At 71.6% G+C, this 13,331-nt stretch carries 14 protein-coding genes; 7 read left to right on the top strand and 7 right to left on the bottom strand.

Annotation, left to right across the window (positions count from 1 at the left end; genetic code table 11):
* Positions 1-352: 352 nt before the first annotated feature.
* The 5 genes from DFJ67_RS01590 to DFJ67_RS01570 form a co-directional block, all read right to left on the bottom strand.
* Entirely contained in the window at positions 353-1,606 is a 1,254-nt protein-coding gene (locus DFJ67_RS01590; protein ID WP_116066231.1) for a PKD domain containing protein, read from the bottom strand.
* 93 nt (positions 1,607-1,699) lie between these two features.
* Positions 1,700-2,110, bottom strand: a complete 411-nt coding sequence (locus tag DFJ67_RS01585) for a globin (RefSeq protein ID WP_203783984.1) — start codon at positions 2,108-2,110, stop codon at positions 1,700-1,702.
* A 107-nt stretch (positions 2,111-2,217) separates the two neighbouring features.
* Positions 2,218-2,631 (bottom strand): DUF5130 family protein, encoded by a 414-nt coding sequence (locus DFJ67_RS01580; protein WP_116075474.1) that lies wholly within the window; start codon positions 2,629-2,631, stop codon positions 2,218-2,220.
* A gap of 55 nt (positions 2,632-2,686) precedes the next feature.
* The gene (gene ctaJ, locus DFJ67_RS01575) at positions 2,687-3,016 is read right to left on the bottom strand and encodes an aa3-type cytochrome oxidase subunit CtaJ (protein WP_116075473.1); all 330 of its coding nucleotides are present in this window, start codon (positions 3,014-3,016) and stop codon (positions 2,687-2,689) included.
* A 28-nt stretch (positions 3,017-3,044) separates the two neighbouring features.
* Positions 3,045-4,487, bottom strand: a complete 1,443-nt coding sequence (locus DFJ67_RS01570) for an amidase (RefSeq protein WP_116066229.1) — start codon at positions 4,485-4,487, stop codon at positions 3,045-3,047.
* Positions 4,488-4,517: 30 nt separating this feature from the next.
* Between DFJ67_RS01570 and kynU the strand changes: the two genes are divergently transcribed.
* From kynU to DFJ67_RS01555, 3 genes are all read left to right on the top strand, one after another.
* Positions 4,518-5,768, top strand: coding sequence for a kynureninase (gene kynU / locus DFJ67_RS01565; RefSeq protein ID WP_116075471.1), 1,251 nt, complete (start codon positions 4,518-4,520; stop codon positions 5,766-5,768).
* 62 nt (positions 5,769-5,830) lie between these two features.
* Positions 5,831-6,448, top strand: coding sequence for a hypothetical protein (locus DFJ67_RS01560; RefSeq protein WP_147315388.1), 618 nt, complete (start codon positions 5,831-5,833; stop codon positions 6,446-6,448).
* Positions 6,449-6,454: 6 nt separating this feature from the next.
* Entirely contained in the window at positions 6,455-7,318 is an 864-nt protein-coding gene (locus tag DFJ67_RS01555; RefSeq protein ID WP_116066227.1) for a class F sortase, read from the top strand.
* Positions 7,319-7,330: 12 nt separating this feature from the next.
* Here the strand turns inward: DFJ67_RS01555 and DFJ67_RS01550 are convergent, their stop codons facing one another.
* Positions 7,331-7,870 (bottom strand): HNH endonuclease, encoded by a 540-nt coding sequence (locus DFJ67_RS01550; protein WP_116066226.1) that lies wholly within the window; start codon positions 7,868-7,870, stop codon positions 7,331-7,333.
* Positions 7,871-8,157: 287 nt separating this feature from the next.
* Here DFJ67_RS01550 and DFJ67_RS01545 point away from each other — a divergent pair, with 287 nt between their 5' ends.
* The 3 genes from DFJ67_RS01545 (at position 8,158) to DFJ67_RS01535 (ending at position 11,336) form a co-directional block, all read left to right on the top strand.
* Positions 8,158-9,174: a mechanosensitive ion channel family protein gene (locus DFJ67_RS01545; protein ID WP_116075469.1), complete on the top strand. Its 1,017-nt coding sequence runs from the start codon at positions 8,158-8,160 to the stop codon at positions 9,172-9,174.
* Between the two features lie 214 nt (positions 9,175-9,388).
* The gene (locus tag DFJ67_RS01540) at positions 9,389-10,738 is read left to right on the top strand and encodes an MFS transporter (RefSeq protein WP_116066225.1); all 1,350 of its coding nucleotides are present in this window, start codon (positions 9,389-9,391) and stop codon (positions 10,736-10,738) included.
* Positions 10,739-10,787: 49 nt separating this feature from the next.
* Positions 10,788-11,336 carry a hypothetical protein gene (locus tag DFJ67_RS01535; RefSeq protein WP_147315387.1) on the top strand — a complete coding sequence of 183 codons (549 nt, stop codon included), beginning with the start codon at positions 10,788-10,790 and terminating at the stop codon, positions 11,334-11,336.
* 243 nt (positions 11,337-11,579) lie between these two features.
* Here the strand turns inward: DFJ67_RS01535 and DFJ67_RS01530 are convergent, their stop codons facing one another.
* Positions 11,580-12,629 carry an NAD-dependent epimerase/dehydratase family protein gene (locus tag DFJ67_RS01530; RefSeq protein WP_239097424.1) on the bottom strand — a complete coding sequence of 350 codons (1,050 nt, stop codon included), beginning with the start codon at positions 12,627-12,629 and terminating at the stop codon, positions 11,580-11,582.
* A 70-nt stretch (positions 12,630-12,699) separates the two neighbouring features.
* On the opposite strand from DFJ67_RS01530, the gene DFJ67_RS01525 reads away from it, so the two are divergent.
* Positions 12,700-13,278 carry a TetR/AcrR family transcriptional regulator gene (locus DFJ67_RS01525; RefSeq protein ID WP_116066223.1) on the top strand — a complete coding sequence of 193 codons (579 nt, stop codon included), beginning with the start codon at positions 12,700-12,702 and terminating at the stop codon, positions 13,276-13,278.
* Positions 13,279-13,331 lie beyond the last annotated feature (53 nt).

Below are 13,331 nucleotides of genomic sequence, written 5' to 3'. Positions count from 1 at the left end.
TCACGGCGCTTCATCGGCCGCGCAGCCTGGGGCGTCACGGCGCTTCATCGGCCGCGCGACCTGCGGGGTGACCGCGCTGTGCGGTCCCAGCGACCCGCAGTGCGAGGGCGCCCCGTGGACGCCACGGAACTGCTGCCCGACGGGCCGGGGTGGGTGCCGGTCTCAAGACTTTGCTCTGCACCCCTGTGGGAAGCGCTTCCCGATCAGGGCGCTTCCTACAAGGGTGCAGAGCAAAGCGGGAAAAGAAGCCCGGCCAACCGCGGACGTGGCAGCTAAGCGGAGCGAGCGGTCCCCGGCGGGAGCGGCGGTCCGGACCACCGCGGGCCCGGGACCGCGCTCCGATGGGGTTGATCTACAGGGGGAACATGCCGATCCGGCCGTGGTACTCCTTGCCGAGTTTGTCGGTGTCGGAGCCTACGTAGAGCCCGTAGGGGGTGGCCACGATGGAGCGGGCGCCTACGCCGCGGGCGCGGGTGGGGTTCCAGGGCAGGGCCTTGCCTGTTTTCGGGTTGATGGCGCCGATGCCGGGGCGGTCGACGGCGCCGGGGCCCTTGCTCTTGTCGCCGCGGGGGTTGTCGAGCCACTGCTGGTGGCCGCCGACGTAGACCGCGCTGCCCGTTACCGAGACCGAGAACAACGTGTTGCCGCCCGTGTGGTTGACCCAGGTCGCGCGGTGCAGGCCGGCCCCGGCCGATTCGAAGCGGGCCGCCGTGTCGCACATCCGAGCAGGGCCGGGGAGGGCGCCTGTCGTGACGGTGACGAAGTAGGCGCCGTCCGGGGAGAAGTCGACGCCGCGCAGATACGTGTCCAGCGAGCGGTCGCAGGCGCCCGCGAACGCATCGGTGGTCCAGGTGGAGAGCACGGCCCGCGGGCCCGACACGTCGAACATGGCGAGCTGGTTGCGAACCTGGCCGAACGCGTGGGTCAGGGCGCCGACCGCGACCAGGCGGCGGCCGTCGGGTGACAGGGCCATGTCCTCGACCCGGACCCGGGCCAGGCTGGGCGCTGTCAGGCGGGTGTCGAAGCCCGTGTCGACCGCGCCGGTCAGGCCGTCCAGGCGGGCCAGGCCGGCCCGGTTGACGCCGTTGATCGCGGAGAACGGGCCGCCCGCGTAAAGGCGTTGACCATTGACCGCCAGGGTACGCACGTCGCCCCAGTTGATTTCGGCCTTGAACGCTGTGGCCCTTGCACCGCTGGCTACCGACAGGCGGGTCAGGCCGCGGGAGGCTACGCCGTTGACCGTGCGGAACGCGCCGCCTACGTAGACGCTGTTGTTCGGGCCGGCCGCCAACGCGTAGACGGCGCCGTCCAGCGCTGGGGCGAAGTTGGTGCGGATCACGCCCGTCTTCGCGTCGAACGCGAACAGATAGGGGCGGCGGATCGGGCGGAGGCCGTTTTCGTTGGCGACCGAGCTGAACGTGCCGCCGACCACCACCGTGGGGCCGACCACGGCGATCGCGCGGACGGTGCCGTCGAGTGCGTGCGGCGTGAAGTCGACGGGGTCCGCCGACACGATGGTCGGCTGGGCGACGTCAGCCTGCGCCGGCATCGCGCCGGCTACGGCGGCGAGTGCTAGCACGGCGGCGGCGATGAGTCGGCGACGCATCTGGGCGGGGCTCCTCGGGCGTGCGGCCCCCGCGATCCCTGTCCGCGGCGGCGGTCGTGCGGATCAACGACCGAGAAGTGCCCCGCGAAACGTTTATGTCGGGTTTGTCGCGTCCATCGTGTTGACCATGAAGTAGGCGGCGCGCTCCAGATACTCCCAGAGCGTGCGCTCCTGGTCTTCCGGGAGATCCAGCGAGTCGACCGCGTCGCGCATGTGGCGCAGCCAGGCGTCGCGCTCGTCGGGGCCGACCCGGAACGGGGCGTGCCGCATGCGCAGCCGGGGGTGGCCGCGCTCGGCGGAGTAGGTGTTGGGGCCGCCCCAATATTGCATCAGGAACAACGTCAGTCGCTCGGTCGCCGGCCCCAGGTCTTCCTCCGGGTAGAGCGGCCGCAGCAGCGTGTCGTCGGCCACGCCCTCGTAGAAGCGGGCCACCAGCTTGCGGAAGGTCGGCTCACCCCCGACGAGCTCGTAGAACGTCGGCTGGCCGTCTCGGGGTGCAGTCACGCTTCCATCCTGCCAGGCGGGATCGCGAGATCCATTCACGTGGGGCTGTGCCGTGCGGCACGAGAAAGGCCCGGCACCCCGATCAGGGTGCCGGGCCTCGAAGAAGATCAGGAGCGGCCGGCGCGGGTGGCGATCTGGTCGAGCCCGCTGATGATGCCGCCGGCCAGGTCGCCGCCGCCGAAGGCGGCCACCATCGAGAGCGCGGCCAGCTTGGCGTCGCGGTCGGGGACGCGGCGCCGGGCGTCGCCGCCGGTCACCACTTCCAGGACGCGCTGGTTGGGGCTCACCGCGATCAGCACCGCCGACGCCGCGTTGGGGAGCTGGAGGTGCATCCGCTCGGCGTGCCCGCGGACCGGCTCCTCCAACTCTCCGACGTAGACGGAGAAGGTGAGCCCGGTCGCCTTGTCGGCGGTGCGCAGCGCCTCGTCGAGGCGGAGCAGTTGGCGGGTGCCGAAGGGGCCCTCGAGCACCTCGGGCTGGCCGTAGCGGTGCTCCTCGATCGCGGCCTCGCGCGCTTCCACGGCGGTCTCGTCGCTCTCCGCGGGCACGACCGCGTCACCGGTCGTCAGCCGAGTTTCACCAGCGGTCACTTGCGCCTCCAACCTTGCCGGCCGAAGCCGCCACCGGCACCGGCTCGATCGCGCCGACCGGCCCGCCGTAGGGGGTGGCCGCCGTGGTCAGCGCCCGGGTCTCGCCGGCCTCGATCATGTGCGAGTCGGCCTCTTCGGGTGCGTGTGAGAGCAGCTCCGGTGAGGACAGGAACCAGACCGGCCGGAAGTCGTAGGGCCGCCCGGGCCGGTAACGCTTCGGACGGGGACCCCCGCCCGCGGCCGCCAGCCCAGCGATCACCAGTACGGAGGCCGCCGGAATGACGACGAAATAGAGCACCGTCTGTGTAACTGACAACGCCAACGCCCCTTCAAGCCCAGCCGGCTCAGACGCCGTTCACGGTAGCGGAGGGCGCGTCCGTCCAGATCGCCGGGTGGCGATCAACACGCCCGGCGAGCCGCTCCAGCTGTGCCGCCGCGGCCAGCAGCCGCGCGTCGTCGCCGTAACGCCCGCTCAACAGGACACCGACCGGTAGACCGTCGGTGGTCGCGCTGGTCGGCACGCTCACCGAGGGCTGTCCGGTCACATTGAAGATCGCACAGTACGGCGAGAAGCGCCGCTGGCGGTCGAAGTCGTCGGCGGGTTCGCTCGCCGACGTGAACCAGCCGATCTCGGCCTGTGGCACGGCCAACACCGGGCTGAGCAACAGGTCGTAACCGGCCAGCGGGGCCAGACCCTGCCGGACCCGGGTCTGCAACTCCGCGAGGGCGCCCATCAACTGGCCGGCACTGACCGTGTCACCCCGGGCGCGCAGATAACGCGTCAACGGCAACAGGGACGATTCCTTCTCCGGGGGTACGGGTGCCAGCGACAACACGTACCAGAGCGTCTCGAAGAGCGGCCACATGTCCGGCGTCAGTGGCGCCGCCACGTCTTCGACCTGGTGGCCCGCGCCGGTGAGCGCGCTCGCGGCCGCGTCGACGGCCGCCACGCAGGCCGGGTCGACGGGCGTGTCGACCAGCATCGGCGTGGTGAACCGGCCGATCCGCAGCCGGCCGGGCGCGGCGGTGCGCGCGGCGCCCAGGTAGCCGCCGCCCGGTGCCGGCGGCGCCAGGTAGGGCTCGCCGACCGTGGGCACCGCCATCGCGTCGAGGAACGCGGCCGCGTCGAGAACGGTGCGGGCGATCGCGCCGTGTGTGGGCAGGCCGAACCCGGCGAAGCCGAGCGGGCCGCCGGAGACCACGCCGCGGCTCGGCTTGTAGCCGACCAGGCCGCAGATCGCGGCGGGGATCCGCACCGAGCCGCCGCCGTCGGAGCCCTGCGCGACCGCCACCAGCCCGGCGGCGACCGCGGCCGCCGCGCCGCCGCTGGAGCCGCCGGCCGTGTTGCCCAGCGCCCACGGGTTGCGGGCCGGCGGTGCGACCAGGCTCTCGGCGTGGCAGGAGGTGCCCAGCTCCGAGGTGGTGGTCTTGCCGAGCGACACGGTGCCGGCCGCGCGCAGGTAGGTCACCACGTCGGCGTCGACCGGCGGCACGAAGTCGGCGAACGCGGCGGAGCCGAACGTCGTGCGTACCCCGGCGGTCATGGTCAGGTCTTTGATCGCGGTCGGCACGCCGTGCAGCGGGCCGCGCGCGTCCGGCGGTGCCGCGTCGAGGTCGGCCGCCTCCGCGCGGGCCTGGTCGGCGGTGACGGTGACGAAGGCGCCCACGGTGTCGCCGAACGCCGCGATCCGGGTGAGGTAGTGCGCGACCAGCTCGGCGCTGCTCAGCTCGCCGCGGGCGATCGCCGCACCCTGTTCGAGCGCGGTGAGGTCGTGGAGGTCCGCCATGCCTCCATCCTGCCCGGCTACGGTGTCGGCGTGTCAGTTGATCGCCGCACCCAGGCCCAGCGTCTCGACGCCGCCGACCCGCTCGCCGCCTTCCGTGACGAGTTCGTCATCGGCGAGCCCGACCTGGTCTACCTCGACGGCAACTCGCTCGGCCGGCTGCCGCGGGTCACCCGCGACCGGCTGCGGGCCGCCGTCGACGAGGAGTGGGGCGTCGACCTGGTGCGCGGCTGGGACCGCTGGATCGCTCTGGCCCGCGAGGCCGGCGAGGTGCTGGCCACCGGCGTGCTGGGCGCCGACCCGGGCGAGGTGCTGCTCGCCGACTCGACCAGCGTCAACCTCTACAAGCTCGCGGTGGCCGCCTGCGACGCAAGGCCCGGCCGGCGGGTGATCGTCACCGACGACGACAACTTCCCGACCGACCGCTACGTGCTGGAGGGCGTCGCCGCCGCACGCGACCTGACGCTGCGGGTGATCCGGTCCGACCTGGACACCGGGGTGTCGATCGCCGCGGTGCGGGAAGCCCTCGACGACGACGTCGCGCTGGTGTCGCTGTCGCATGTGGCCTACCGCTCGGGCGCGATCGCCGACGTCGACGCGATCACCCGCGCGGTGCACGATGCCGGCGCGCTGATGCTGTGGGACCTGTGCCACTCGGCGGGCGCCGTCCCGGTGCCGTTGCGCTCCGCCGGGGTCGACCTGGCCGTCGGGTGCACCTACAAGCACCTCAACGCCGGCCCCGGCGCACCGGCGTTCCTCTACGTGCGGTCGGATCTCCAGGCTGAACTGCGGCAGCCGATCTGGGGCTGGTTCGGGCAGCGCGACCAGTTCGCGATGGGCCCGGCCTACGACCCGGCGCCCTCGATGGACCGCTTCCTGGTCGGCACCCCGCCGGTCCTGGGCGGTTACGCGGCGCTGTGCGGCGCGACCCTCAGCGCGTCGGCGGGCATTGACCGGATCTTCGCGAAGAGTACGGCGCTGGGCGACTTCGCGATCGAGCTGTTCGACGAGTGGCTGGCGCCGCACGGCTTCGCGCTGGCCTCGCCGCGCTCCGGCCGGGGCGCCCACGTGACGCTGCACCACCACGGCGCCTGGCAGATCAGCCAGGCGCTGCGCGAGGCGTCGGTGATCCCCGACTACCGCACCCCGGATCGGCTGCGGCTGGGCCTGGCGCCGCTCTACACCCGGTTCGCCGACGTGTACGAGGGCCTGGACCGGCTCCGCACGATCATGGAGGCGGAGTCCTGGCGGCGGTTTTCCGCGAATCGCTCTCGGGTTACCTGACCGATTTCGGGTCTTTGCGCCCTTAGGCGGGGTTATGGTCTCCCCATCGAAGGGGGGCTTTCGTGTCTGTCGTTTCTTTTGCCGCGCTTAGCCGGATCGTGGTGGTTGGGGCTGCCGCGGCGGCCGGGACCGTGCTCATCGCCGGAGCGCCGGCCCGGGCCAGCGGCGCCTGGATCGAGCTGAGCCCGAGCACCGTCCAGGCGGGCGAAGGGGTCGCGATCAAAGCGAGCTGCGATGACAACCTCAAGCAGGACGAGGCCAAGCCCGGCGGCGGCTCCGCGCCCGACCAGGCTTCGGGTGGCGCTCCCGATCAGACGCAGGGTGGCAAGCCCGACGACCAGGCCGGCCACAAGCCGCCCGAGGCGAAGGTGACCTCGAAGGCGTTCGGCGAGGTGCCGCTGATCTCGCAGTGGGGTTTCCTGGTCGGCGACGCGATCGTGCCGAGCGACACCCGCGAGGGCGACTACGACGTCAAGCTGAGCTGCGCCAACGGCAAGAACGCGAGCACGAAGCTGCACGTGATCGGCAACGTCCGGCCGACGCACGGCCCGCACACCGGCGGCGGCGGTCTCGCCGGCGACAGTGGCTCGGGCATGGTGACGCTGGCCGGTGGGCTGGCGGCCGTCGGGGCCAGCGCCGGGCTCGCCGTGGCGCTGCGCCGGCGCCGGCGGCTGGTCTAGCCCGCCATGTCGGATGAGCCGGAGCAGATCCCGATCATCCGGGACCTGCTCCGCCTGCCGGGAGCGAGCGCACCCCCACCGGTCGCGCCCGCTCCCGCAGTGCCGCCCGCTCCCGCAGTGCCGCCCGGTCCCGCTGTGCCGCCTGTTCCAGCGCCCGGCCCCACCGCCGGGAGTGCCGACCCGGGTCCGAAGGCAGCCGCCTCGGCCCGGGTCGTCGGGCTGTCCGAGCGCGTCGACAAGAAGCGGCGGCGGCTCGGCGTACCCGGAGTGCTGGCTCTGCTCCTGCTCGGGGTTTTCCTGTCCGGGCTCGGGCTGGGCCAGGCGACCGGCGGGTTCTCGCTGCCGAGCTTCTCGTGGTTCGGGCCGGACGCGAAACCGCCGCCGCGGGAGTTCCCCGTGCTGGAGGCGAGCCGGCCGACCCGGATCGCGATTCCCGACATCGGCGTGAACGCGCCCGTGCACGACGTCGGGCTGGCCGACGACGGCACGATCGCGGTGCCGCCGGTCAACGAGCCCAACGAGACCGGTTGGTATGAGTCGGGACCGACGCCGGGGGAGTTCGGGCCGGCGGTGCTCGTCGGGCACGTCGACACCAAGACCGGCCCGGCCGTGTTCGCGAAGCTTTCCGCCCTGGACCCCGGCGACCGGGTCGAGGTGACCCGGCGGGACCGGTCGGTGGCCGTGTTCGAGGTCAACTCGGTGGAGCGGTTCGACAAGACGAGCGTGCCGGCCGACCGGGTCTACGGCGACTTCAGCCGGCCCGGGCTGCGGCTGATCACCTGTGGCGGGCGCTGGGTCGGTGGTGCGACCGGTTACGAGGACAACATCGTGGTGTTCGCGTCGCTGGTCTCAGCCCACGACGCCGCGTAGCCCTTTCGGCTTTCAGGCCGCGGCGACCTCGGGCGAGGGCAGGTCGAGCCAGCTCGCCCAGCGCGGGTCGGGCGCGCGGTGGCCGAGCACCCGCCAGGCCGTTCCTTTGGGTGCCGCCGGCTTGGTGAGCAGCCGCCAGCCGAGCTCGGCCGGGGTCTTGTCGCCTTTGCTGTGGTTGCACTTGGCGCAGGCGGCCACGACGTTTTCCCAGGCGTGCCGGCCACCGCGGCTGCGCGGAAACACGTGGTCGATGGTCTCGGCCGGCCCTTTGCAGTAGGCGCAGCGCCACCCGTCGCGGGCGAATATCGCGCGCCGGGACAGCCCGACGGTGGCCCGGAAGGGGACCCGGACGTAGCGGGTCAGCCGGACCACGGAAGGCACCGGAAGCTCGTGGCGGACGCTGTGCAGAAATCCCTCACCATCGGCGACACAGACAGCCTTGGCGGAAAGGACGAGGATCGCGGCTCTTCGCACTGACACGACGCAGAGGGGCTCGTAGGTGGCGTTCAGGACTAATACCCCGGAGCCCACAGTCGGTCGTATGTCAGGCATCCCGCTCACCCTCTCGGTCGTTCTGTCGGCCCGCTCCACAGGTCTGCGTGTGTGAGGTCGTGGTGGCATGGACCCACGACCGGCGCTGGCGGTCTGCCTTCGCCCGTGCAGCAATAGTCCCTGATGGGGGACCCGATTGCACGTACTAATCGGGGGTCGGGAAGTGAAGGTTCGGTTTCGTGTGGTGAGATGGTCGGTTCCGTCCGGTTGCGGCCGTGGTTGGGCCGCCGGATCAACCGAACGGCCCATGCGGTACGAACACACGTGTGACTGCCATCGACACGATCATGAACCTCGCCGAGGCATCTCCCGCCCCCACTGCGAGCTGTGCCGCTACTGATCCGCTTTGTGGCTGGGTGCTCGATGTGACCGGTTCGTCCTGGGCTGCCGTGGGCAGCTATTACTTCCTGGTCAAACCCCTGCGGATCATCGCGATCCTGCTGCTGGCCGTCGTCGCCCGGTATCTGCTGCACAAGCTGATCAGCCGGCTGGTCCGGACCGGCTCAGAGGGCTCCGTGCCGACGATTCTCAAGCCGCTGCGCAACCGCAAGCCCAGCGCGGCCTCGGTCGACCCGGCCGTCGTGGTGCCCGAACGGCGCCGCCAGCGGGCCGAGGCGATCGGCTCCGTGCTGCGCAGCCTGGTCACCGCGTTCGTCTTCTCGATCGCACTGCTGATGGTGCTCGAAGAGCTCAGCTTCAACCTGGCGCCGCTGCTGGCCAGCGCCGGCATCCTCGGCCTGGCGGTCGGCTTCGGCGCGCAGAGCCTGGTCAAGGACCTGCTGGGCGGCCTGTTCATGCTGCTCGAAGATCAATACGGGGTCGGCGACAACGTCGACCTGGGCGAGGCGACCGGCGTCGTCGAGTCGGTCGGGCTGCGGATCACCACCGTGCGGGACGCCCGCGGCGTGCTCTGGTACATCCGCAACGGCGAGATCATCCGGGTCGGCAACAAGAGCCAGGGCTGGGCAATGCTCATGATCGATATGCCGATCGGTTTCGCCGACGCCGAAGCCGCGGTAGACGTGCTGCGTACGGCCGCGGCCGCCGTCTATGCCGATCCGGAACTGACCGACAACTTCGTCGAGCCGCCGGAGGTGCTCGGCGTCGAGTCGGTGACGGTCGACGGGACCGTCATCCGGACGGTCGCGAAGACCACATCAGACGGCCAGTACGTGGTCGGCCGCGAACTGCGCCGCCGGCTCACCGAGGCCCTGGCCAGCGCCGGCGTCACCGCGCAGCTTGCTGCCGCCCGGGTGTTCCCCCGACCGGCCACTCCGGAGGGTGAATCTTCCGGGGTGTCCTGACCCATCCCGCACATCGAAGAGCGTGCCGGCCGGGGTCGCGCGCCACTCGAACGGTCGGGTATCGTCCGATCGTTCAGTCGGACAAGCGACGCCCTACCCGTTCGCCCTAGCCAGTTGTCAGACGATCGGGCAGAATCCGTCGCAAGCTCACTTCACTTCCGACGTCTGACAACGTTGCTCGGTCGCACCGCCACAAGTGGGCTGGCCGAGGGCGATGGAGGCTTACCCAGTGTCCGATGAGACACGACCGTCCAATCGGCCGGCGACCTTCCGCGAGGTTTTCGGCCAGCGCGAATACCGCGCGGTCTTGGCGGCGAGTGCGCTCTCGTGGCTGGGTGACTACATCTCCAAGGCCGCCGTCACGGTCATCGTTTATCAGGAATCCAGGTCGGTGGCCCTGTCGGCCGCCGCGTTCGCGATCAGCTACCTGCCCTGGCTCGTCGGCGGGCCCCTGCTGGCGACGCTGGCCGAGCGCTACCCCTACCGCAACGTCATGGTCGTCTGCGACCTCGTGCGGATGGCGCTGATCGCGCTCATCGTCATTCCCGGCGTGCCGGTGCCGGTCATGCTGGTCATCCTGTTCGTGGCCACGCTGGCCAACCCACCGAGCCAGGCCGCGCGCTCGGCCCTGATGCCGCTGATCCTGCCCGGCGACAGGCTGGTGGTGGGGCTCAGCCTCAACAACAGCACCGGCCAGGCGGCCCAGGTCGCCGGCTACGCGATCGGCGCCGGCATCGCGGCGTTCAACCCGCGCGCCGCGATCGTGCTCGACGCCACCACGTTCCTGGCCTCGGCGCTGCTGATCGGGTTCGGCACGAGGCACCGGCCACCCGCGATGCGCTCCGCCGACCGCTCCAACCTGCTCCGCGAGACCGGCCAGGGCTTCCGCCTGGTCTTCGGCAACCGGGTGTTGCGCGGCGTGGCACTGCTGGTCTTCTCCGCGATGCTGTTCTCGATCGTCCCCGAGGGCCTGGCCGCCGCCTGGGCACAGGAAAAAGCAGAAGGAACAACAGCGGGGGCCTACCAGGCCCTGATCATGGCGGCCAACCCGGTCGGTTTCATCGTCGGCGGCCTGGCCATGGCCCGCCTGGTCCCGCCACACCTGCGCCGGGTGCTGGTCCGCCCGTTCGCGGTCTTCGCCCCGCTGGTCCTGGTCCCGGCCCTGCTCAACCCGTCACCGTTGTGGGTGGCGGTGCTGGCGGCGTCCTCCGGTTTCGCGGTGGCCGGCCTGATGCCGGTGGCCAACGGCCTGTTCGTGCAGGCCCTGCCACACGGCTACCGCGCCCGCGCCTTCGGCGTGATGGCCACGGGCGTCCAACTCATGCAGGGCGCCGCGGTCCTGGTCACAGGATTGTTGGCCGAACGCTTCGAGATCCCGCTGGTGGTGGGGGTCTGGAGCATCGGCGGGGTGTTGTTGATGCTGGTGATGGCCGGCAGTTGGCCCACGGCACACCAGTTCGACGTGGCCATCGCCGAGGCGGCCAAGTCGCACCCCGAGGCGGCCGAAGCACCACCGGCCCAACGCGGCGCCTCGGCCCACCGCCCGGCCCACGCCCAACCCTGATCTCTTCGGCCGACGCGACGCCCGGCTGCGCGCGGCCAGGATGTTCTCCGTGGACAGTGCCGGATTGAAGAAGATCTCTGATCTTCTTGTCGAGCGGAACGCGATCGATGCGGAGATCGGCCGGGTCATCGGTCGGCCGATGACCTCCGGTCATCTGGGCGAGTGGATCGCGCGCGAGATCTTTGACATCGAGCCTTCGGACTTGGCCAACGAGGCCGGCGTGGACGGGCGGTTCCGCTCCGGATCTCTCCAGGGCGGCACCGTCAACGTGAAGTGGTATCCCAAGCGCGACGGCCTGCTCGACCTCACCGATACCGCCGATCCGCGCTTCTACCTGGTGCTGGCCGGTCCGGCGGCGCCGGCGGCCAGCTCCCGTGGCACGGTGCGGCCCTGGTGCGTCGAGGCCGTCTACCTGTTCGACGCCGAGCGCCTTCTCGCGGACCTGCGGGCGGCTGGCGTGAAGATCGGCACCGCGACCAGCGTGCGGGCACACCATTGGGCCGCCGCTGAGGTCTGGCCGGCCGCCCGATGCGCCGAGCTGGCGGTCGACGAGGAGCAGATCCGGCAGCTGCGGCGCTTTGCCGCGCCGGTGGGGTGACCGGCCGCCCCGGTGCGCCGAGCTGCCGGTCGACGAGGAGCAGATCGGGCAGCTGCGGCGCTTTGCCGCGCCGGTGGGCTGACCGGCCGCCGGTGCGCCGAGCTGGCGGTCGTCGAGGAGCAGATCGGGCAGCCGTGGCGCTTGCACGGCGGCGGGCTGACCGGCGCCGCCAGGCGACCGCGGCGGTCGTCTGGGCCAGTGGTCGGGGTCGCGGCGGGTCAGGATGGCGCCATACGCAAGCGCTCAGCGCAGCCGGTTTCCCCGTGAGCCAGCCACCCGCCGGGTTGAACAACCGGCGAGCAGGGTTTCCGCGCAGTCGACGATTGTCGTGGTCGCCGGGCGTGGGGTGAAGCCCAGCAGGCGTTGGGCCTTCGCTGAGCTGAAGGTCAGGTCGCGGCCGAGCAGTGGGGTCAGCGTGCGCAGCGGCGGCACGACGCGGGCCAGCGTGCGGACCAACCCGTCCGGCACCCCGCGCGTCGGCACCTTGCGGGCCCGGTCGCCGAGGTGGGTGCGCAGCGTCGCGGCCATTTCCGCCAGCCATTGGAACTCGCCCGCGCCGATGAAGCGTTCCCCGGCCGCGGCCGGGTTGGTCATCGCGCGGATGTGTAGGTCGGCCAGGTCGCGTACGTCGACGATGCTGAAGCCGAAGCGGGGCAGCACCGGCGGGCGGCCGGCCAGCAGGCGGGCGATCACGTCGACCGAGCCGGCGTTGCCGGGGGAGCGCAGCGGGCCGAAGACGGCCGCAGGCAGGACGGTGGTCAACTCGGTGCCGCGGCCGTCCAGGGCCATGAAGTCCCACGCCGCGCGTTCCGCGAGCAGCTTCGAGCGGCGGTAGGGGTTCAGGTTCGGGTCGGCCGGGTCTGTCCACACTGTCTCGTCGCTGACGCCGTGTGGGTCGCGTGGGGTGGTGGCCGCCGTCGACGAGGTCAGCACCACCCGCTTCACGCCGGCCCGGGTGGCGGCGCCGAGCACGCGCAGGGCGCCGTCGCGGGCCGGGCCGATCAGCGCTTCGTCGCCGGCCCGGCCGTCGAGGCTCAGGGGCGAGGCGACATGCAGGACGTACGCGCACCCGTCCACCGCCGCGTCCCAGCCCTCGTCGCGGGTCAGGTCGGCGCGCACCACCTCGAGCGGGCCGTCGCCGGCCGCCGCGCGTACACCCGGCTCGTTTTTCGGATCGCGCACTGTTGTTCGCACTTCATAGCCGCGGCCCAGCAGGTCGGCGACGCACCAGCCGGCGACGAAACCGGTCCCACCCGTCACGAGTACGCGTTCCATCGTGATCAACCCCTCCATGTCTACAGTCGTAGACTAACCGCGCGGAGGCGGTATTGTCTACACTCGTAGACTTGATCGAGGGGGTTGTGTGACCGAGACACCTCGCCGCCGGGACGCGGCGGCCACCCGGGCGGCGATCCTGGCCTCGGCTCGGCGGTGCTTCGCCCGGTCGGGCTACGACGGCGTGGGAGTCCGGGAGATCGCCGAGGGCGCCGGCGTGACCGCGATGATGGTCAACCGCTACTTCGGCTCCAAGGAACGCCTCCTGGGCGAGGTGATCGCCGGGATCATGGCCGAGCCGACGATCCTGACCCGGGCCAACCTCGAATCGCCCGACTTCGCCGCCCGGATCGCCGCGTTGCTGGTCGACATCACCGGCGCCGACGCGACCCCGCTCGACGGCTTCCTGATCATGTTGCGGTCGGCGTCCAGTGACCAGGCCGCGGTGATCGCCCGCGAGCAGATAGAGGCCCACTACCACCGGCTGCTGAGCGAAGCGCTACCCGGCGACCTCGCGCCCCAGCGCGCCGCGATCGTGCTCGCCATCGTGTCCGGCATCCAGGTGATGCGCCAGGTGGTCGCCCTGTCCGCCCTGTCCGACGCGGATCCCGATCAACTCAAGGCACTCCTGGAACCCCTGTTCCGCCAGCTTCTCGCGCCGGTCTGACCTGTGGCGCGCTACCCGAAGCACCATGGGGGTGATGGCCAATGGGGGGAAAT

Origin of the sequence: Asanoa ferruginea (assembly GCF_003387075.1) — a bacterium.
GTDB lineage: Bacteria > Actinomycetota > Actinomycetes > Mycobacteriales > Micromonosporaceae > Asanoa > Asanoa ferruginea.
Note: the sequence above shows the minus strand (reverse complement) of the source record. Positions and strands in the feature narration are given on the sequence as shown.